Below are 17,867 nucleotides of genomic sequence, written 5' to 3'. Positions count from 1 at the left end.
GACGCCCCGGTACAGTGGGGGCGTGGCGAACATACTGCAGTCGAACGCATGGGCCGATTTCCAGCGGAACCTGGGGCACACGGTGTTCCAGGCCTCCGGGGACGGATGGCGCTACCTCGCGATCCTCGAGGGCGGGCGGACCGGCCGCTACCTCTACTGCCCGTACGGCCCCGAGGCCAAGACCCCGGAGGCCTTCGAGGCCGCGCTCGAGGACCTCGCCCGCACCGCCCGGGCCGAGCGCTGCTGGTTCGTGCGGGTGGAGCCGGTCGACGCCGCGGTGACGGACGGGCTCGAGACGCCCGAGGCCTCCCTGCGCCGGCGCGGGCTGCGCCCGGCGCCCCGGCAGGTCCAGCCCGGGCACACCCAGGTCATCGACCTCACCCGGGACGAGGACGCGATCCTCAAGGACATGAAGTCCACCAACCGCAACCTGCACCGCAACATCGCCAAGAAGGGCGTGACCTTCACGACCTCGACCGACCCGCAGGACGTGGACGTGCTGCTCGGCTTCCTCGAGGCCACGGCCGAGCGCAAGGACTTCGCCCGCCAGCAGGACGCCTACCTGCGCGAGGCCGCCCGCAGCCTCATGCCCGTGGGCGCGGCGGTCCTCTACGTGGCCCGGCTGGAGGGGGAGCCCATCGGCGCCTCCCTCGTCTACGACTCCGACGACACCCGCACCTACGCCCACGCCGCGATGGACTTCGAGCACCGGAAGCTCTCGGCGGGGATCCCACTGGTCGTGCGGATGGTCCTCGACGCCCGGGAGAAGGGGCTGCGCCGCTTCGACCTCTTCGGCACCGCGCCCGAGGACGCCGGCCCGGAGCACGCCTGGCACGGCTTCACCAAGTTCAAGCGGTCCTTCGGCGGCCGCCCGGAGTCCTACCCGGGAACGTGGGACCTGCCGCTGAGCCGCGGGAAGTACGCCGCCTACACCCGGGTGCGCGCCGCCCGGGAGGCCGCGCTCTCGGCCCGCAAGGCCCTGCCGGGGCTGCCGGGCCGGCTCCGGACGGCCGTCGCCGGGATCCGCCGCCGGGAGGCCTGAGCCGGTCCCGCGCGGAGGTGTCCGCCGTCAGCGCCCCGCGGCGTCGCGCAGCGCGGACATCCCCTCCGTGACCACCCGGCGGGTGAGGTCCCGGGCCCGCCGGGCCCGTCCCCGCGGCGGACGCCCCGCGCCCTCGTCGTCCTCGGGCTCGTCGTCCGCCTCCTCGGTCTCGGGGGACCACGCCGGGGCGGACTCGCCGAGGCCCAACTCCGCGGCGACGGCCGTGCCGGTGGCCGCGGCCGCGGCGTCGGCGACGTCCTCGTTGAACTCCCCGGCCGGGCCCCGCCCCAGCGGCTTCTCCCACGGACCCAGCACCGGCCGTTCCGCCCCGGCGAGCTCGCGGATCACCAGCGGCACCTCCGTCTCGTCCGGGTCGCCGCCGTCGAGCCGCTGGACGCGCCGCTTCTGCAGCTCCACGATTCCGGTGAGCAGCAGGGCGTCGTCCACGCCGAGGTCACGGCCCCGGCGGGTGAAGCCGAGCCGGTAGATCATCGCCAGCCCGCGGGTGTGCACGAACCACAGGTAGCCCAGGGCCGCCTCGCGGCCGTCCTCGCCGGCCTCGGTGGCCACGAGCAGCAGCGAGTCCTCGCCCAGGTCCTCCAGCAGCTGATTGATGAGCCGGGTGCGCAGCCCGATGTTCGCGAGCACCCGGCTGTCGGCGGTGACCTCGCGGACGGTGACGCCCGGAGTGCGCAGGGCCGTGCGGCACCGGTCCAGGGTGGCCTCGGAGAGCCGCCGCGAGAGGTCCCGCTCGGTCTCCCCCAGCAGCACCTCCAGCCGGCGCGGCTCCGCCGGGCCGGCCCCCGCGGCGGGCCGGGCGAACCCGGCGGTCTCCAGCGCCTCCTCCGCGCCGGGGACGCGGAGGGTGTCGGCCTGGAAGCGCAGCAGCACCGCCGAGTGCTCCTCCCGGACCCAGTCGGCGAGCGAGGCGGCGACCACGGGCAGGTCCTCGGGCCGGTGGACGTGGCAGTGCACGGTCCCGGCGACCACCCGCTCGGCCTCGGAGCGCAGATAGAGCTGCGCGTAGCCCACGGTCCGCTGCGCGGCGTCGTGGACCATGACCCGGTCCACCCGCAGACCCGGTCCCTCGGCGGAGACCTGCGCCTCGCCGATGCCCCACAGCTGCTGCGGGTGCCCGCCGGTCACGCGGACGGTGGCGTCCCAGGTCTTGCGGTTGGGGCAGGGGCTGACCGTGGTGCTCACGTGGGGATCCTCCTCGTCACCCGGGCGCTCCGCCCCGGCTGGGGGACCGCGGTCGGCGCCCGCAGTTCGGCCTCCAGTGTAGAGCCGGGAGGGGGCGCGGACCGGGCCGGACACGGCGGGAACGGGCGGACCCCCGCACCGTGGACGGTGCGGGGGTCCGGGGCCGCGCGGGCCGTGACCGACGGGGCCGGGCTCAGTGGCGGGCGTACTTCTCCCACTTGGAGGCCAGGTGCTCCGCCTCGACCATGCGCACGGTCCCGGAGCGGGAGCGCATCACGATGGACTGGGTGGTGATCCGGCGGCCGCGGTAGCGCACGCCCCGCAGCAGGTCCCCGTCGGTGATGCCCGTGGCGGAGAAGAAGCAGTTGTCCGAGGTGACGAGGTCGTCGGTGGTCAGGACCGCGTCGAGGTCCAGCCCGGCGTCGATGGCCTTCTGCCGCTCGTCGTCGTCGACCGGGGCGAGGCGGCCCTGGATGATCCCGCCGGTGGCCTTGACGGCGCACGCGGTGACGATGCCCTCCGGGGTGCCGCCGACGCCCATCATGACGTCCACGCCGGTGCCCTCGCGGCAGGCCGCGATCGCCCCGGCCACGTCGCCGTCGAGGATCATCCGGGTCCGGGCGCCGGTGGCCCGGATCTCGTCCACGAGCTTCTGGTGGCGGGGACGGTCCAGCACGCACACGGTGAGCTGGTTGACGTTGATGCCCTTGGCCCGGGCCACGAGGTGCAGGTTCTGCTTGACGGGCAGGCGCAGGTCCACGAAGTCCGCGGCCTCCGGACCGACCACGAGCTTGTCCATGTAGAAGACCGCGGAGGGGTCGAACATCGACCCGCCGTCGGCCACCGCGATGACCGCCAGGGCGTTGTTCATGCCCAGGGCCGTGAGGCGGGTGCCGTCGATGGGGTCCACGGCGACGTCGGAGGCCGGCCCGGAGCCGTCGCCCACCTGCTCCCCGTTGAACAGCATCGGGGCCTCGTCCTTCTCGCCCTCGCCGATGACCACGGTGCCGTTGAAGTGCACGGTGGAGAGCAGGGACCGCATGGCGTCGACCGCGGCCCCGTCGGCGGCGTTCTTGTCGCCGGCGCCGACCCACTGGCCGCCGGCGATCGCCGCGGCCTCGGTGGTCCGCACCAGCTCCATGGCCAGGTTGCGGTCGGCCACGTTGTTGGTGCGCGCAGGGGTCGTTCCGGTGGATTCTTCGGCCACGTTGTTCCTCACCTTCGAGTTCACGTTCATCGGGACCCCCGGGCCGGGCTCGGCCGCGGGCGCGGTCCACGTCCCGCCCAGCATATCGCCCGCGCTCGCGCGGACCGCGATCCGCGCCACATTCCCCGCCGGGCGCCGCGGGCCGGGCGCACGCCCGGCGGACAGCGCCCCGGCGGACAGGGCACAATGGACGGGTGAGTTCCTCCACCCCCGACCGACCCGCCGAGTCCCGCGCGGCCGAGCCCGCCGCGGGCCCCGGCACCGCGCCCGGCCCCGACGCCCCGGAGCAGCCGCTCCCGCAGATCACGGAGAAGCAGGCCCGGCGGCTCAACGCGCCCGTGCAGGGGATGATCATCTCGATGGCCGTCCTGCTGCTGCTGGTCCTGCCGTTCGTGTGGCTCCAGCCCCGTCCCGACGCCGAGCCCTACCGCCCGGACGTCGACGTCGCCCAGGAGGCCGAGTTCGTCGCGGACGAGGCTCCCTTCACCCCGGTGGTCCCGGAGCCGGGCGAGGGCTGGAACGCCAACTACGCCCGGTGGAACAGCGGCGCCGCCGAGGGGGTGCCCTACTGGGAGGTCGGCTGGGCCACCCCGCAGGGCAGCTTCATCGGTCTCGTCCAGACGTCCCTGGCCAACCCCACGTGGGTCGCCCAGCAGACCGAGGCCGTCCCGGCCACCGCGGTGGTCGAGGCGGGGGGCGTGCCCTGGGACGTCCACGTCCGGGAGGAGTCCCGGAACCAGGACGCCCTGACCGTGTACACCGGCGAGGTCAACGGCTCCACGGTGGTGCTCAAGGGCGATGCGCCCGGCGCCGAGCTGGACCGGCTGGCCGCCGCCGTCGTCGAGGACCTCACCGACGCCCCTGCCCCGCGAACCACGGAGACGCCATGACCCCGGACACCCGCCCCGACGACACCTCGCCCCGCACCCCGGCCGCCGCCTGGCAGCGCCTGCGCGAGGGCAATGCCCGATTCGTGTCGGGCGAGTCGCTGCACCCCAACCAGGACGCCTCCCGGCGCCAGTCCGTGGCGGGCGGGCAGAACCCGTTCGCCGTGATCTTCGGCTGCTCGGACTCCCGGCTGGCTGCGGAGATCATCTTCGACCTGGGCCTGGGCGACGCCTTCGTGGTGCGCACCGCGGGCCAGGTCATCGACGACGCCGTGCTGGGGTCGATCGAGTACTCCGTGGCCAACCTCGGCACGCCGCTGATCATGGTGCTCGGCCACGACTCCTGCGGGGCCGTGACGGCCGCGCACGACGTCGCCGGCTCCGGGCAGATGCCCCGCGGCTTCCAGCGGGACCTCATCGAGCGGATCATGCCCTCCGTGCTCGAGACCCAGCGCAGCGGCCACCAGGACGTCAACGCGGCGGTCGTGGAGCACACCAAGCAGACGGCCTCCCGCCTCATGGAGCAGTCCCGGGTGATCGCGGACGCGGTCTCCAACGGGGACGTGGCCGTGGTCGGGGTCTTCTACCACCTGGAGGACGGCGAGGCCGAGCTCGTGCACGGGCACGGCACCTGGCTGCCGGGCCGCTGATCCGGGACGCCCGGCCGGCGGCCGTCACCAGGGGCCGTGCGTGCCGGGCGTCACCTGCGGCTGTCCTAGACTGACGCCATGGCTGATACCACCGCAGAGACCACCGAGTACCGCATCGAGCACGACACCATGGGCGAGGTCCGCGTTCCCGCGACCGCCCTCTACCGTGCCCAGACCCAGCGGGCGGTCGAGAACTTCCCCATCTCGGGCAAGCCGCTCGAGCCCCAGCACATCGTCGCGCTGGCCCAGATCAAGAAGGCCGCCGCCACGGCGAACGCGGAGCTGGGGGTGCTCGACGGCGAGCGCGCCCGGGCCATCGCCGCCGCCGCGGACAAGGTCGCCACGGGGCAGTACGACGAGCACTTCCCGATCGACGTCTTCCAGACCGGCTCCGGGACGTCCTCGAACATGAACACCAACGAGGTGCTGGCGACCCTCGCCAACCAGGCGCTCGAGGGCACGGACGTCGAGGTCCACCCCAACGACCACGTCAACGCCTCGCAGTCCTCCAACGACGTCTTCCCGACCTCCGTGCACGTCGCCGTCACGGGCGCGCTGATCAACGACCTGATCCCCGCCATGACGCAGCTCGCGGAGTCCCTGGAGAAGAAGGCGGCGGAGTTCCAGGGCGTCGTGAAGTCCGGGCGCACGCACCTCATGGACGCCACCCCGGTCACCCTGGGCCAGGAGTTCGGCGGCTACGCCGCGCAGGTCCGCTACGGCATCGAGCGGGTGCAGTCCTCGCTGCCGCGCGTGGCCGAGGTCCCGCTGGGCGGCACCGCCGTGGGCACCGGCATCAACACCCCCGCCGGCTTCTCCGCCCGCGTGATCGAGCTGCTCGCCGAGGAGACCGGCCTGCCGATCACCGAGGCCCGCAACCACTTCGAGGCCCAGGCCAACCGGGACGGGCTGGTCGAGGCCTCCGGCCAGCTGCGCAACGTCGCCTACAGCTACATGAAGATCAACAACGACCTGCGCTGGATGGGCTCGGGCCCCAACACCGGCCTCGGCGAGATCCTCATCCCCGACCTCCAGCCCGGCTCCTCGATCATGCCCGGGAAGGTCAACCCGGTCATCTGCGAGTCCATCATCCAGGTCTGCGCGCAGGTGATCGGCAACGACACCACGGTCTCGCTGTCCTCCACCAACGGCGCGTTCGAGCTCAACGTCGGCATCCCGGTGATGGCCTCGGCCCTGCTGGAGTCGATCCGGCTGCTCGCGAACTCCTCGCGGGTGATGGCGGAGAAGATGATCGACGGGCTCGTGGCCAACGAGGAGCGCTGCCGCTTCCTCGCCGAGGCGTCCCCCTCGATCGTCACGCCGCTGAACAAGGCCATCGGCTACGAGGCGGCCGCGAAGATCGCCAAGCACGCCGTGGCGAACAAGATGACGGTGCGCGAGGCGACGATCGCCCTGGGCTACGTGGAGAACGGGCAGCTCACCGAGGAGCAGCTGGACCGGGCGCTGGACGTCACCACCATGACGGGCCCCAACGCCTGAGCCTGCGCTCCCCCGGCACCGAGGGGTCGCGTCCCGCACGCCGTCCGCACCGAGGGGTCGCGTCCCGCACGCCGTCCGCACCGAGGGGTCGCGTCCCGCGCGCCGTCCGCACCGAGGGGTCGCGTCCCGCGCGTAATGCTGCGTCATTGCGTGCGGACGCGACCCCTCGCCGTGTCCGGGCTCAGATCACGACCCCTCGCCGTGCCTGGGTCCAGATCGCGACCCCTCGCGGCGTCCGGGGGCTCAGGCCACGAAGCGGGGTGGGCCGCTGTGCGCCCGGGCTGCGCGCAGCCGCTCGAGCTGGTGGGGCGGCATGGGCGGGAGCTCGTCCGGTGCGTACCAGCCGACCTCGAGCGACTCGTCGTCGTTGACGCGGGCCTCCCCGGAGACCCAGCGGCAGCGGAAGGTGTGGTCCAGGAACTGGCAGCGGTCCCCGTTCGGGTACTGCACGGGCTCCCCGGCCGAGACCGCCACGAGCTCCTCCACGACGGCGACGACGCCGGTCTCCTCGAGGCACTCCCGCACCGCCGTGACTGCCGGCTCCTCGCCGGGCTCCACGATCCCGCTCACCAGTCCCCAGTTGCCGTTGTCGCTGCGCCGGGCCAGCAGCACCCGGCCGTCCTCGCGTAGCACCACGGCCGTGACGGCCGGCAGCCACAGCAGGTCGTGGCCGATCTTCTCCCGCAGGGACAGGACGAACTCGGGGGTGGGCATGCAGGCTCCTCCAGGGGTCTCGGGTCGCGATCCGGGGTCGTCATCCCGAGGTGGGGGCTCGGGCCGTGGTCTCGGATCGGGGGCCCGCGTCACGGGCCGGGGTCGTCGCCTCCCATTCTCGCAGGCGGACCCGGACCGCGGCGTAAGCGGCCGGTCACAGCAGCAGGAGCACCCCGAGGGCCCCGGCGATCATGGCGGGTCCGAACGCCACCCGGGAGCGGGCATCCACCCGGCGCAGCGCCACGAGCGCGGCGCCCAGCAGTCCGCCGAGCAGGAACCCGGCCGCCGCCCCCAGCACGGCGTGCCACACCGAGACGAAGCCCAGGCACATGCCGAGCAGGCCGGAGAGCCGGACGTCGCCCATCCCCATGCCGTCCGGGTGCAGCAGCCGGAGCAGGACGTAGAGCCCGCCCACCAGCACCAGGCCCCACAGCATCCACAGCAGCCGCACGGGCTCGCCGGCCACGACCGCCGCGGCGCCCAGCAGCACCCCGCACACGGGGTAGAGCGGGCGCACCACGCGACCGGGCAGGCGGTGCTCCCGCACGTCGGTGCGCCACAGCCACGCGCACGCGCCCGTGAGCACGGCGGTCCCGAGCACCGCGAGCACACCGGCGGCCCACCCGGCGGCGTCCCCGCGGGCGAACTGCTCGGTCAGGAAGGTGCCCACACCGGGCATCGTAGCCGCGGCCGGCTCCGGGACGGGGCTGCTGTGGACGCCCGGGACCGCTCCCTAGACTGGGCCCATGCCCCGCTCCCCCGTGCCCGCGCCCACCGACCCGGACGAGTTCCGGGCGCTGTGCCGCTCCTCGCCGTGGCGCTGGGACACCGTGCGCTTCGTCCTCTCCTGGCAGGCGCCGGCGGGGGCCCCGGCCCGCGAGCCCGTCCGGGCCTGGGTGCGCCGACCGGACGGGCTGCGGGTCGAGACCCTCGACGGCGCCGCGCTCTACACGGCCGGCAGGCGGGAGCAGTCGCGGGACGACTTCTACGTGGCCTCGACCCCGGCCTCGTGGCTGCTCGCGCCGCGGCTCGTGGCCCCGGTGTACACGGACTCCGGGCTCGTGGAGCGCCGGCCCGAGGCGGCCTACGGTGACCCCGTCTTCGGCGGGGGGCGCTGGCAGGCCGTCCTGGACCCGGTCGAGCTGGCGGGGGACGCCCCCGTGCCGCCCTATCTGCCCGAACGACTGCCCTGCACGGTCGAGGACGTCAGCACCGGCACCCACCACGGGCGGCCGGTGCGCGGCGCCGTGGTGGTCCCCGGCCACGCCTACGTGCCGGTCACGCCGGGCCACCCACTCGCCCCGGCGCGGACCCGGGTGCTCGTGGACGAGCGGACGGCCATCTGCGTGCACGCCGAGGTGCTCGACGGGCCGCTGGCCGGCACCGGCCACGACATGGTGGTCGAGGCCGTGGACGAGGACCTCATCGACGACCTCTTCGCCGCGGTCCCCCTCGACCTCACGGACGTGAGCCGGCACCTGCCCTGGCCCGTCGGCCCCTGAGAGCCGCCGGCGGGGTCCCGGGGACGATCAGCTGTCCAGGTCCCCCAGCACCTCCGTGACCAGGGCCGCGATCGGCGAGCGCTCGGAGCGGGTCAGCGTGACGTGGCCGAAGAGCGGGTGGCCCTTGAGGGCCTCGACCACGGCGGTCACCCCGTCGTGGCGGCCCACCCGGAGGTTGTCCCGCTGGGCGACGTCGTGGGTCATGACCACCTTGGAGTTCTGCCCGATGCGGGACAGCACGGTGAGCAGCACGTTCTTCTCGAGGGACTGGGCCTCGTCCACGATCACGAAGGCGTCGTGCAGGGAGCGTCCGCGGATGTGCGTCAGGGGCAGCACCTCGAGCATCCCGCGGTCGAGCACCTCCTCGACGACCTCCTGCGAGACCAGCGCCCCGAGGGTGTCGAAGACCGCCTGCCCCCAGGGGTTCATCTTCTCCTCCTCGGAGCCGGGCAGGTAGCCCAGCTCCTGGCCGCCCACCGCGTAGAGGGGCCGGAAGACCATGACCTTGCGGTGCTCGCGGCGCTCCATGACCGTCTCGAGGCCCGCACACAGGGCGAGGGCGGACTTGCCGGTGCCGGCGCGCCCGCCCAGCGAGACGATGCCCACCTCGGGGTCCAGGAGCAGGTCGATAGCGAGGCGCTGCTCGGCGGAGCGCCCGTTGACGCCGAAGACGTCGCGGTCCCCGCGCACCACCCGGGCCGAGCCGTCGGCGCGGACCCGGGCCAGGGCGCTGCCGCGCACCGAGTGCAGGGTCAGCCCGGTGTTGGCAGGCATCCCCTCGGTGCCCGGGACCACCACGGCCTCGCCGCCGTAGAGCCGGTCCACCACGTCGTCGGGGACGTCGAGCGCCGCGGTGCCGGACCACTCCACGTCGGAGCCGACCCACTCGGCCCGGTACTCCTCGGCCTCCAGGCCCAGGGCGGAGGCCTTGACCCGCATCGGCAGGTCCTTGGAGACGATGCACACGTCCTTGCCCTCGTTGGCCAGGCTCAGCGCCACGGCGAGGATCAGGGAGTCGTTGTCCTTGAGCCGGAAGCTCACCGGCAGCACGGTGTCCGAGACGTGGTTGAGCTCCACCACGAGGCTGCCGCCCTGGTCCCCGAGGGGCACGGGCCGGTTGAGGCCGCCGTGCTCCACGCGCAGGTCGTCCAGCAGCCGCAGCGCCTGCCGGGCGAAGTAGCCCAGCTCCGGGTCGTGCCGCTTGCCCTCCAGCTCGGTGATCACGATGACGGGCAGCACCACCTGGTGCTCGGCGAAGCGCAGGATCGCCCGGGGGTCGGACAGCAGCACCGAGGTGTCGATCACGTAGGAGCGCACCCCGGCGCCCAGGGGGGCGGAGATGTCGACGATGCGCTCCTGGTTCTTCGAGATGCTCATGGCGGCCCTTCCTCTCCGGTGCGGTGGGCGGCGTCCGCGCCGTCCACCTGAGGACAACGTATGCGGACCGGACCCGCCGCGCGAGCAGAAACGGTGAACGGCGCGGAAATTGCCCACGTCCGCCCGGGGCGACGGCGACCGGGCAGGACGCGCCGGGACGCCGCGCCGGCGGAGGGCCGACGACGACGGGCGGGGACGGGCCGGTTCAGCCGCCGAAGCGCCGCTGCCGGGACGCGTAGTCGCGCAGCGCCCGCAGGAAGTCCACGCGCCGGAAGTCCGGCCACAGCGCCTCGCAGAAGTAGTACTCGCTGTAGGCGGACTGCCACATGAGGAACCCGGAGAGCCGCTGCTCGCCGGAGGTGCGGATCAGCAGGTCCGGGTCCGGCTGGCCGCGCGTGTAGAGGTGCTGGGAGATGTCCTCCACGGACAGGCTCTGCGCGAGCTCCCGCACGTCCGTGCCGGCCTCGAGAGCCTCGGTGAGGACCTCCCGCACGGCGTCGACGATCTCCTGCCGGCCCCCGTAGCCGACCGCGATGTTCAGGTGCGGCCCGGCGTTGGCCGCGGTGCGCTCCGTGAGGTCGGCCAGGCACTGCGCGAGCCGCGGCGGCAGCAGCTCGAGGGCCCCCACGGGCTGGGCACGGCAGATCCCGGCCTCGGTGAGGGTGTCCATGAGGTCGGAGATGATCTCGAGCAGGGGCTCGAGCTCCGCGGCCGGGCGCTTGAGGTTCTCGGTCGAGAGGATGTAGAGGGTGACCACCTCGATGTCCAGCTCGCGGCACCAGCCGAGGAACTCGACGATCTTCTGCGCCCCGGCCTTGTGCCCGTCCGCGGTGGAGGCCCCGAACTGCTTGGCCCACCGCCGGTTGCCGTCCACGAGGACGCCGACGTGCTTGGGCAGCTGCCGGGGGTCGAGATCGGCGGAGAGCCGGCGCTCGTAGAACCGGTAGAGCGGCCGTGGCTTGCGCATCTGTGCTTCCTCCCGGGTTCTCGCGCACGGTGTCGGTGGTGGGTCCGGACGTGGTGGGGGCCACGGTGCCGGACGTGGTGGCGGTCACGGACCCGGCCGGCTCTCGGGGACGCCTCCTAAACTACCCGGTGGGAGACCGGTCGGACTCACGCACAGCACGCCGGAAGGAACATCATGGAGCACCCCCGCGGCGCCGTCGGCCGCGCCGCCGATCGTGTCGAGCAGGCGGTCGAGCACGGGATCGAGGGCCTGGTGGAGCGCAAGCCCGCGTGGCGGGGCTGGATCCACGCGAGTTTCACGCCCGTCGTCGTCGTCCTGGGCCTCGTGGCGATCCTGCTGGCGCCCAGCGCGGAGCTTCGGATCGCGTGCGCCGTGTACGGCGTGACGGGCATCCTGCTGTTCGGCGTGTCGGCGATCTACCACCGCGCCTACTGGCCCCGGACGCTGCACATGGTCCTGCGCCGGATGGACCACTCGAACATCGCGCTGCTGATCGCCGGCACCTACACCCCGCTGGCCGTCGCCCTGCTGGAGCCGGCGCAGTCCCGGCTGCTGCTGGTCGTGATCTGGTCCTGCGCCGCCGGCCTGGTGGCCTTCCGGCTGCTGTGGACCCTGGCCCCCCGGTGGCTCTACACCCCGCTGTACGTGGTGATGGGCTGCCTGGCACTCGTCTATCTCCCGCAGTTCTGGCAGACCAGCCCCCCGGCGGCCGCGCTGACCGCCGCCGGCGGCGTCGCCTACATCGCCGGCGCCGTGTTCTACGGCACCCGGCGCCCGCGCCTGCTGCCCGAGGTGTTCAGCTTCCACGAGGTCTTCCACGCCTGCACGGTGCTGGGCTTCGTGCTGCACTACGTGGCGATCATGCTCGCGATGCTCGGCTGACCGGCCCACGACGGGCCGGGACCCCGGCCGCGCCGCCCGGGTCCCACCCGGTCCCGGACACGCCGCAACCTCAGCCGCGCCGTTCGGGTCCCTCCGGGTCGCGGGCCGGCGCGGACGGGCCGTCGGTGCGGTCGGTTCCGGCGCTGCCGGGCTCGGCGCTGCCGGGCTCGGCAGCGCCGGACCGAGCACGTCCCGGCTCGGCTCCGTCGGCCGCGTCCGCCGCCGCGTAGCCGCCCACGCGCTCCTCGGCGGCGCGGCGCTCGGCGTACTCGGCGCGGTAGCGCAGGCGACGGTTGCGGCGGTTGAAGTCCCGCACGAGGAAGATGACGGTCACGGCCAGGAGCAGCGTCATCAGGAAGCCCAGCACACCGGGGGTCACCTGGCTCGGGTCCAGACCGGGGCGCAGGGTGCCCTCGTCGATCGGGTTGGGCGCCATGGCCGGCAGGAGGCCGGGCAGCAGGGCGAGCACGGTCGGCACGGTGGTCATCGCGGCCTCAGCCCACGATCCCGGCGAACAGGTCCCGCTCGGGCAGCTCGGTCGGCACCCGGGACTCGGCCAGGACGTAGTCCTCCCACGGCCACACCTGGGACTGCAGCTCGGCGGAGACGGCGAAGAACATCCCGTCCGGCGCCACCTGGGTGCGGTGGCTGCGCAGCGCCTCGTCCCGCAGCGCGAACGTGTCCGGGCACCGCACCCGGGTGGTGGTCTCGTGCCGGGGCGCGGGCGGGCGGTGGCCCTCCGGGTCGCTCTCCTGCAGCATCGCGATCCGCGCCGCGTACGGGGACTGCAGGCCGCGCTCCTCGAGGGCCTCGTGCAGGGCCACGAAGCGCTCGAGGTTGAACGCCCGGTCGTAGTAGAGCTTCTGCGGGGTCCAGGGCTCGCCGAGCCCCGGGTAGCGGTCCGGGTCCCCGGCGGCGCGGAAGGCCTCGACGGAGACGTTGTGCGTCTGGATGTGGTCCGGGTGCGGGTAGCCGCCGTTCTCGTCGTAGGTGAGGATCACGTGCGGCCGGAACCGGCGCACGAGCCGGACCAGGGGCGCGGCGGCGCGCTCGAGCGGCTGCAGGGCGAAGCAGCCCCACGGCAGCGGCGGCAGCGGGTCCCCCTCGGGCAGCCCGGAGTCCATGAAGCCGAGCCAGCGGTGGTGGACGTCCAGCGCGGCGGCCGCCTGCGCCATCTCGTGCCGGCGCAGACCCGTCAGGTCCCGTTCGGCGTGCGGGTGCCCCTCCATCTCCGCGTTGAGGATCGACCCCCGCTCCCCACCGGTGCACGTGGCCACCATGACCTCGACCCCCTGCCGGACGTAGTGGGCCATGGTCGCGGCGCCCTTGCTCGACTCGTCGTCGGGGTGGGCGTGGACGGCCAGCAGGCGCATCTCTGACAGGGAGGTCACTCGGGAGGTCCTCTCGGGAACGGTCGGGGGAACGGGACGCGGCCGGTGCGGGCACGGGCCGCCGTTCATTTTACGCGTTCCCCGCGCGGCCCCGCGCCCGGGTCGCTCCCAGGGGCCTCGGCTAGAGTGGCCCGGCGGCCGCCGCGCCGGCGCCGCCCCGCCCTGTCCCCCAGACCCGAGGCCGCCCGTGTCCACCGACTCCCCAGACCTGCTCTCCGACCGCTACGGAGCTCCCCGCCGCGAGCGCCGGCTCGGGCCGCGCGGCTGGATCGGGCTCGCCGTGCTGGCCACCCTGCTCGCCGGAATCTTCGCCGTGTGGGTGGTGACGGCCCGGCAGGGTGCCCCCACGTTCAAGGACATCGGCTTCGAGGTGGTCTCGGAGGCCCGGGCCACGGCGGACTTCGAGCTGACCAAGCGCCCCGAGGACGTCGTGACGTGCGCGGTGCAGGCCCTCAACGAGGAGTACGCCGTGGTGGGCTGGACCGAGGTGACGGTCGGCTCCGTGCCCGCGGAGCGGCTCGGCGACGGCGGGACGAGCTCCCACCGGGCGTCGCTGCGCACCACCAACCTGGCCACCACCGCGGTGGTGGACTCCTGCTGGATCGAGGAGGAATCCGCCGCGACGGCACCGTGACCGAGCGTCACCGTCGTCATCGAGCTTTGGGCTTGTCCGCCCGCCGCGCCTAGACTGGGGGCAGGACTCCCCGTCCCCGGCAGCCGGACCCCGTCCGAACGGACGACTCGCACCGGGGCGGGGTCTTTGCGTAGCGGCCCCCCGCACCGCCGGAGGCTCCGCACCGCCGGCGGTCCCGCACCGTCGCCCCGGTCCACCGCGGACCCGCCCGGACCCCCGGACGGGCAGCCGCGGCCCGACCGCCCCGTCCACCGAGGAGAGATTGTGACCACGACGAACAAGACCGGCGCCTGGCTCACCCAGGAGGCCTACGACCGCCTGAAGAAGGAGCTCGACCACATCTCCGGCCCGTACCGGCACGAGATCGTCGAGCGCATCGACCAGGCGCGCTCGGAGGGCGACCTCAAGGAGAACGGCGGCTACCACGCCGCCCGCGAGGAGCAGAGCAAGAACGAGGGGCGCATCGCCCACCTCAAGAATCTGCTCGAGAACGCCCAGGTCGGCGAGGCCCCGGCCGACGACGGCGTGGTCGAGGCCGGCATGGTCGTCACGGCCGAGATCGCCGGGGAGGAGATGACCTTCCTCATCGGCTCCCGCGAGGTGGCCGAGGACCTGGCCGCCGGCAGCGACCTCGAGGTCTTCTCCGAGAAGTCCCCGATGGGCTCCGCGATCTCCGGCCACCGCGTCGGCGACGAGCTGTCCTACACCACGCCCAACGGCAAGCAGATCCCGGTCAGGATCCTGGACGCCAAGCCCTTCAAGGGCTGAGGTCCCCGTGACGACGCACTGGCTGCGCAGCCCCGGCCCCGGCACCAAGGTCCTGCTGGTCCTGACCGCGGTGCTGGGGGTCGTGGCGGTCGTCCTGCACGTGGCGGGTCAGGGCGACCCGGCCGCGAGCGAGCCCGGCAGCCTGCGCAACGTCTTCGTGTTCGCGACGTTCGTCAGCGCGTTCGTCACCTACCTCACCGGCCGGCGCCGCTCCTGACGCCGCCCCCGTCCACGCACGGCGCCGGTCCCCGCGGGGACCGGCGCCGTGCGTCGTCCGGACCCCGGGACCGGTGCCGTCCGGTGGTCGGTGCGCCGCCGTCCGGCGGTCCGTGCACGAGAGGTCAGTGCACGACGGCTCAGTGCACGACGACGGGGTGGTAGCCCTCCGCCTCGAGCGCCCGCAGGATCTGGCGGCAGTGCTCGTGGCCCTTGGTCTCCATGTCGATGGTGATGGACACGTCGCCCAGGCTGAGGGAGCCGCCGATCCGGGTGTGGTCAACGCCCGTGACGTTGGCGTCCTGGACCGCGATGAGCTGGGAGATGCGGGCGAGCTCGCCCGGGCGGTCGGTGAGCATCATCCGGATGGTCATGTACCGGCCGGCCGCGGAGAGGCCCCGCTGGATGACCTTGAGCATGAGCATGGGGTCCACGTTGCCGCCCGAGAGCACCACCACCGTGTTCCCGAGATCCGGGTAGGCGGCCTGCAGGCGGCCGTCGAGCAGGGCCGCGACGCCCACGGCGCCGGCCGGCTCGACCACGAGCTTGTTGCGCTCGAGCAGGAAGATCAGGGCCTGGGCGAGGGAGTCCTCCGAGACGGTCACGACGTCGTCGGTGAGCTCCTTGATGATGCTGAACGGCAGCTGCCCCGGCTTGCCCACGGCGATGCCGTCCGCGATGGTCGAGACCCGGTCGAGAGTCACGAGCGCGTCGCCCGCCAGTGAGGGCGGATAGGCGGCGGCGTTCTCCGCCTGCACGCCGATGAGCCGGATCGGCCGCCCCAGCTGCTCGGCCCGGGCCTTGACCGCCACCGCCATGCCGGCGAGCAGTCCCCCGCCGCCCACGCCGGTGATGACGGTGTCGACCTCGGGCACCTGCTCGAGCACCTCCAGCCCGAGCGTGCCCTGCCCGGCCACGATGTCCGGGTGGTCGAAGGGGTGCACGAACACCGCCCCGGTCTGCGTGGCGTGGCGCTGGGCCTCGGCGAGGGCCTCGTCCACGCTGGTGCCGTGCAGGACCACCTCCGCGCCGTGGTCCTGGGTCGCGGCGATCTTGGGCAGGGCGGCGCCCAGGGGCATGTAGATGCGGGCGGTGATGCCCAGCTTGGCCGCGGCCAGGGCCACCCCCTGGGCGTGGTTGCCGGCGGAGGCCGCCACCACCCCCCGGGCCTTCTCCTCGTCGGTGAGCTTGGCCATCCGCACGTAGGCGCCGCGCACCTTGAAGGAGCCCGCGCGCTGCAGGTTCTCGGCCTTCAGGTTGACCTCGGAGCCGATCAGGCGGGACAGTGCCCGGGAGTGGGTCACCGGGGTCCGGTCGATCACGCCCTCCAGGAGCGCGGCGGCGTCCTGGATGTCGGCGAGGCGGACGGGCAGTTCGGCCAGGCTCACGGTGCGTCTACTTTCCCGGTCGGTGCGTGGGGCGGGGCCGTGGCGGGCGCGCGAGGCGGCACCACGGTGAGCGCCCGCCGGCGGCGGGCGCGGTCCTCATCCTAGTCGGTGCCGGACGGCCGCTCGGGCTCGCCCGGTCCCGCGCCGGCGTCCCCCCGGCCGGGCCGGACCCCCGCCGCGGCCCGGGCGCGGTCGTCCCGACGGTCGCGCTTGAGGGCCGCCTGCAGCCGCTCCTTGGCGCGGGTCCGGCGGAAGCGCTGGAGCTGCGCCATGACCTGGTCGCGGGTGAGGTCGTTGCGGCGCGCGTGCTTCTTGATCTCCCAGGGGAAGTAGTAGGGCTCCCACGGGATCTCGTCGTCCTCGCGCCACGTGCCGTTCACCAGGTAGCGCACCACCGTGTTGAGGAAGGCCATCACCGGCACGGCGAACAGGGCCCCGGCGATGCCGAAGAGGATGGTGCCGGAGGCGACGGCGAGGAACACCGCGAGCGGGTGCAGCGAGACGGCGCGGCCCATCACGAGCGGCTGCAGCACGTTGGACTCGATCTGCTGGATGAACAGCACGAACCCGAGCATCGCCAGGGCGGTGCCGAAGCCGTTGGCCACCAGGGCGACCAGCACGGCCACGGCGCCCGTGAGCACGGCGCCCACGATCGGGATGAAGGAGCCCAGGAACACGAGGATGCCGATGGGCAGCGCGAGCGGGACCCCGAGCATGGCGGCGCTGAGCCCGATGCCCACGGCGTCCACGAAGGCCACGAACCCCTGGATCCGGGCGTACTGCACGAGGGAGGTCCAGCCCCGGCGGCCGGCGCCGTTGACGGCGCGCCGCGCGCTCACCGGGAACAGCCGGACCAGGAAGAGCCAGATCCGCTCCCCGTCCATGAGGAAGAACAGCAGCGTGAAGAGCATGATGATGATGCCGGTCAGCACGCTGCCCGCCGTCGAGCCGAAGGACATGGCCCCCGAGAGGATGGCCTCGCTGTTGTCCTGCACCGTGGTGCCGAGGTCGTCGATCCAGTCGTTCACGCTGTCGGCGCTGAGGTTCAGCGGCCCGTCCTCGAGCCAGCCCAGCAGCTGCTGCGTACCGACCACCACGTTCTCGGACAGCTGCGCGAAGCCCAGCACGATCTGCCGTCCGGCGAGCACCAGCAGGCCCGCCACGAGCCCGATGAGGCCCAGGACCGCGAGCCCCGAGGCCGCCCCGGCCGGCACGTGCCGTCCGCGCAGCCACTTCACCAGGGGGAACAGGAGCCCGGCGAGCAGCCCCGCGATGAGCACGGGGATGATGACCACCGTGATGGTCGAGAGCATGTAGCCCAGCAGCCCCACGGCCGCGAGGATGATGATGAGCCGCCACGACCACGCGGCGGCGACCCGCACGGAGACCGCGACGCCTCCCGCGGCGTTGCCGTGCAGCGGCGGGAGCTCGGCGCTCGGCCCCGGCCGCGGGGGCGGCTCGGCGTCGTGCGAAGTCGAAGGCATGTAGACATCTTGGCACGCCGGGGCGACCGGCCCGCGACGCCCGGCCGGTCCGACG

Annotated in this window: 19 protein-coding genes; 9 read left to right on the top strand and 10 right to left on the bottom strand. The window is 73.7% G+C overall.

The window, feature by feature from the left end:
• Positions 1-22: 22 nt before the first annotated feature.
• The gene (locus QYM41_RS04835; protein WP_368798614.1) at positions 23-1,042 is read left to right on the top strand and encodes a lipid II:glycine glycyltransferase FemX; all 1,020 of its coding nucleotides are present in this window, start codon (positions 23-25) and stop codon (positions 1,040-1,042) included.
• A 27-nt stretch (positions 1,043-1,069) separates the two neighbouring features.
• Here the strand turns inward: QYM41_RS04835 and QYM41_RS04830 are convergent, their stop codons facing one another.
• Positions 1,070-2,245, bottom strand: a complete 1,176-nt coding sequence (locus QYM41_RS04830) for a hypothetical protein (RefSeq protein WP_368798612.1) — start codon at positions 2,243-2,245, stop codon at positions 1,070-1,072.
• A 193-nt stretch (positions 2,246-2,438) separates the two neighbouring features.
• On the bottom strand, positions 2,439-3,386 hold the full coding sequence (gene glpX / locus QYM41_RS04825; protein WP_368798700.1) for a class II fructose-bisphosphatase: 948 nt from the start codon (positions 3,384-3,386) through the stop codon (positions 2,439-2,441).
• Between the two features lie 260 nt (positions 3,387-3,646).
• On the opposite strand from glpX, the gene QYM41_RS04820 reads away from it, so the two are divergent.
• The 3 genes from QYM41_RS04820 (at position 3,647) to QYM41_RS04810 (ending at position 6,489) form a co-directional block, all read left to right on the top strand.
• Positions 3,647-4,342 (top strand): DUF4245 domain-containing protein, encoded by a 696-nt coding sequence (locus QYM41_RS04820; protein ID WP_368798611.1) that lies wholly within the window; start codon positions 3,647-3,649, stop codon positions 4,340-4,342.
• Positions 4,339-4,989, top strand: a complete 651-nt coding sequence (locus QYM41_RS04815; RefSeq protein WP_368798610.1) for a carbonic anhydrase — start codon at positions 4,339-4,341, stop codon at positions 4,987-4,989. Before QYM41_RS04820 ends, QYM41_RS04815 begins: the two co-directional genes overlap by 4 nt.
• Positions 4,990-5,067: 78 nt before the next feature.
• Positions 5,068-6,489, top strand: coding sequence for a class II fumarate hydratase (locus QYM41_RS04810; RefSeq protein ID WP_368798609.1), 1,422 nt, complete (start codon positions 5,068-5,070; stop codon positions 6,487-6,489).
• 243 nt (positions 6,490-6,732) lie between these two features.
• Here the strand turns inward: QYM41_RS04810 and QYM41_RS04805 are convergent, their stop codons facing one another.
• Positions 6,733-7,203 (bottom strand): NUDIX hydrolase, encoded by a 471-nt coding sequence (locus tag QYM41_RS04805; protein WP_368798607.1) that lies wholly within the window; start codon positions 7,201-7,203, stop codon positions 6,733-6,735.
• Between the two features lie 154 nt (positions 7,204-7,357).
• The gene (locus tag QYM41_RS04800; protein ID WP_368798606.1) at positions 7,358-7,882 is read right to left on the bottom strand and encodes a prepilin peptidase; all 525 of its coding nucleotides are present in this window, start codon (positions 7,880-7,882) and stop codon (positions 7,358-7,360) included.
• Positions 7,883-7,949: 67 nt separating this feature from the next.
• On the opposite strand from QYM41_RS04800, the gene QYM41_RS04795 reads away from it, so the two are divergent.
• Complete coding sequence (locus QYM41_RS04795; protein WP_368798605.1) at positions 7,950-8,705, top strand: hypothetical protein; 756 nt, start codon at positions 7,950-7,952, stop codon at positions 8,703-8,705.
• Between the two features lie 27 nt (positions 8,706-8,732).
• On the opposite strand, the gene phoH2 is transcribed toward QYM41_RS04795, so the two are convergent.
• Together phoH2 and QYM41_RS04785 are read right to left on the bottom strand one after the other, a co-directional pair.
• Complete coding sequence (gene phoH2 / locus QYM41_RS04790) at positions 8,733-10,082, bottom strand: RNA 5'-3' helicase PhoH2 (protein WP_368798604.1); 1,350 nt, start codon at positions 10,080-10,082, stop codon at positions 8,733-8,735.
• Positions 10,083-10,287: 205 nt separating this feature from the next.
• Positions 10,288-11,049, bottom strand: a complete 762-nt coding sequence (locus tag QYM41_RS04785; RefSeq protein ID WP_368798602.1) for an isoprenyl transferase — start codon at positions 11,047-11,049, stop codon at positions 10,288-10,290.
• 174 nt (positions 11,050-11,223) lie between these two features.
• Here QYM41_RS04785 and trhA point away from each other — a divergent pair, with 174 nt between their 5' ends.
• Positions 11,224-11,931 (top strand): PAQR family membrane homeostasis protein TrhA, encoded by a 708-nt coding sequence (gene trhA, locus QYM41_RS04780; protein WP_368798601.1) that lies wholly within the window; start codon positions 11,224-11,226, stop codon positions 11,929-11,931.
• Between the two features lie 70 nt (positions 11,932-12,001).
• Here the strand turns inward: trhA and QYM41_RS04775 are convergent, their stop codons facing one another.
• Together QYM41_RS04775 and mca are read right to left on the bottom strand one after the other, a co-directional pair.
• Complete coding sequence (locus QYM41_RS04775) at positions 12,002-12,418, bottom strand: hypothetical protein (RefSeq protein ID WP_368798600.1); 417 nt, start codon at positions 12,416-12,418, stop codon at positions 12,002-12,004.
• 7 nt (positions 12,419-12,425) lie between these two features.
• Positions 12,426-13,304, bottom strand: coding sequence for a mycothiol conjugate amidase Mca (mca, locus tag QYM41_RS04770; protein ID WP_368798699.1), 879 nt, complete (start codon positions 13,302-13,304; stop codon positions 12,426-12,428).
• 205 nt (positions 13,305-13,509) lie between these two features.
• On the opposite strand from mca, the gene QYM41_RS04765 reads away from it, so the two are divergent.
• From QYM41_RS04765 to QYM41_RS04755, 3 genes are all read left to right on the top strand, one after another.
• Positions 13,510-13,956: a DUF4307 domain-containing protein gene (locus QYM41_RS04765; RefSeq protein ID WP_368798599.1), complete on the top strand. Its 447-nt coding sequence runs from the start codon at positions 13,510-13,512 to the stop codon at positions 13,954-13,956.
• A 264-nt stretch (positions 13,957-14,220) separates the two neighbouring features.
• Complete coding sequence (gene greA / locus QYM41_RS04760) at positions 14,221-14,724, top strand: transcription elongation factor GreA (RefSeq protein ID WP_368798598.1); 504 nt, start codon at positions 14,221-14,223, stop codon at positions 14,722-14,724.
• 7 nt (positions 14,725-14,731) lie between these two features.
• On the top strand, positions 14,732-14,941 hold the full coding sequence (locus QYM41_RS04755) for a hypothetical protein (RefSeq protein WP_368798597.1): 210 nt from the start codon (positions 14,732-14,734) through the stop codon (positions 14,939-14,941).
• 139 nt (positions 14,942-15,080) lie between these two features.
• Here QYM41_RS04755 and ilvA read toward each other — a convergent pair whose 3' ends face one another.
• Together ilvA and QYM41_RS04745 are read right to left on the bottom strand one after the other, a co-directional pair.
• Positions 15,081-16,328, bottom strand: a complete 1,248-nt coding sequence (gene ilvA, locus QYM41_RS04750) for a threonine ammonia-lyase (protein ID WP_368798596.1) — start codon at positions 16,326-16,328, stop codon at positions 15,081-15,083.
• Positions 16,329-16,429: 101 nt separating this feature from the next.
• On the bottom strand, positions 16,430-17,812 hold the full coding sequence (locus tag QYM41_RS04745) for an AI-2E family transporter (RefSeq protein ID WP_368798595.1): 1,383 nt from the start codon (positions 17,810-17,812) through the stop codon (positions 16,430-16,432).
• Positions 17,813-17,867: the final 55 nt, after the last annotated feature.

Source organism: Kocuria oxytropis (assembly GCF_040981195.1).
Lineage (GTDB): Bacteria > Actinomycetota > Actinomycetes > Actinomycetales > Micrococcaceae > Kocuria > Kocuria oxytropis.
This window is presented reverse-complemented; position numbering and strand designations above follow the sequence as displayed.

Excerpts from the sequence above, each read along its gene's own strand:
- phoH2 (WP_368798604.1), bottom strand. The coding sequence starts at position 10,082 with ATGAGCATCTCGAAGAACCAGGAGCGCATCGTCGACATCTCCGCCCCC.
- QYM41_RS04785 (WP_368798602.1), bottom strand. The coding sequence starts at position 11,049 with ATGCGCAAGCCACGGCCGCTCTACCGGTTCTACGAGCGCCGGCTCTCC.
- QYM41_RS04810 (WP_368798609.1), top strand. The coding sequence starts at position 5,068 with ATGGCTGATACCACCGCAGAGACCACCGAGTACCGCATCGAGCACGAC.
- glpX (WP_368798700.1), bottom strand. The coding sequence starts at position 3,386 with ATGGAGCTGGTGCGGACCACCGAGGCCGCGGCGATCGCCGGCGGCCAG.
- QYM41_RS04805 (WP_368798607.1), bottom strand. The coding sequence starts at position 7,203 with ATGCCCACCCCCGAGTTCGTCCTGTCCCTGCGGGAGAAGATCGGCCAC.
- QYM41_RS04745 (WP_368798595.1), bottom strand. The coding sequence starts at position 17,812 with ATGCCTTCGACTTCGCACGACGCCGAGCCGCCCCCGCGGCCGGGGCCG.
- trhA (WP_368798601.1), top strand. The coding sequence starts at position 11,224 with ATGGAGCACCCCCGCGGCGCCGTCGGCCGCGCCGCCGATCGTGTCGAG.
- QYM41_RS04775 (WP_368798600.1), bottom strand. The coding sequence starts at position 12,418 with ATGACCACCGTGCCGACCGTGCTCGCCCTGCTGCCCGGCCTCCTGCCG.
- QYM41_RS04795 (WP_368798605.1), top strand. The coding sequence starts at position 7,950 with ATGCCCCGCTCCCCCGTGCCCGCGCCCACCGACCCGGACGAGTTCCGG.
- QYM41_RS04815 (WP_368798610.1), top strand. The coding sequence starts at position 4,339 with ATGACCCCGGACACCCGCCCCGACGACACCTCGCCCCGCACCCCGGCC.
- QYM41_RS04800 (WP_368798606.1), bottom strand. The coding sequence starts at position 7,882 with ATGCCCGGTGTGGGCACCTTCCTGACCGAGCAGTTCGCCCGCGGGGAC.
- mca (WP_368798699.1), bottom strand. The coding sequence starts at position 13,304 with ATGCGCCTGCTGGCCGTCCACGCCCACCCCGACGACGAGTCGAGCAAG.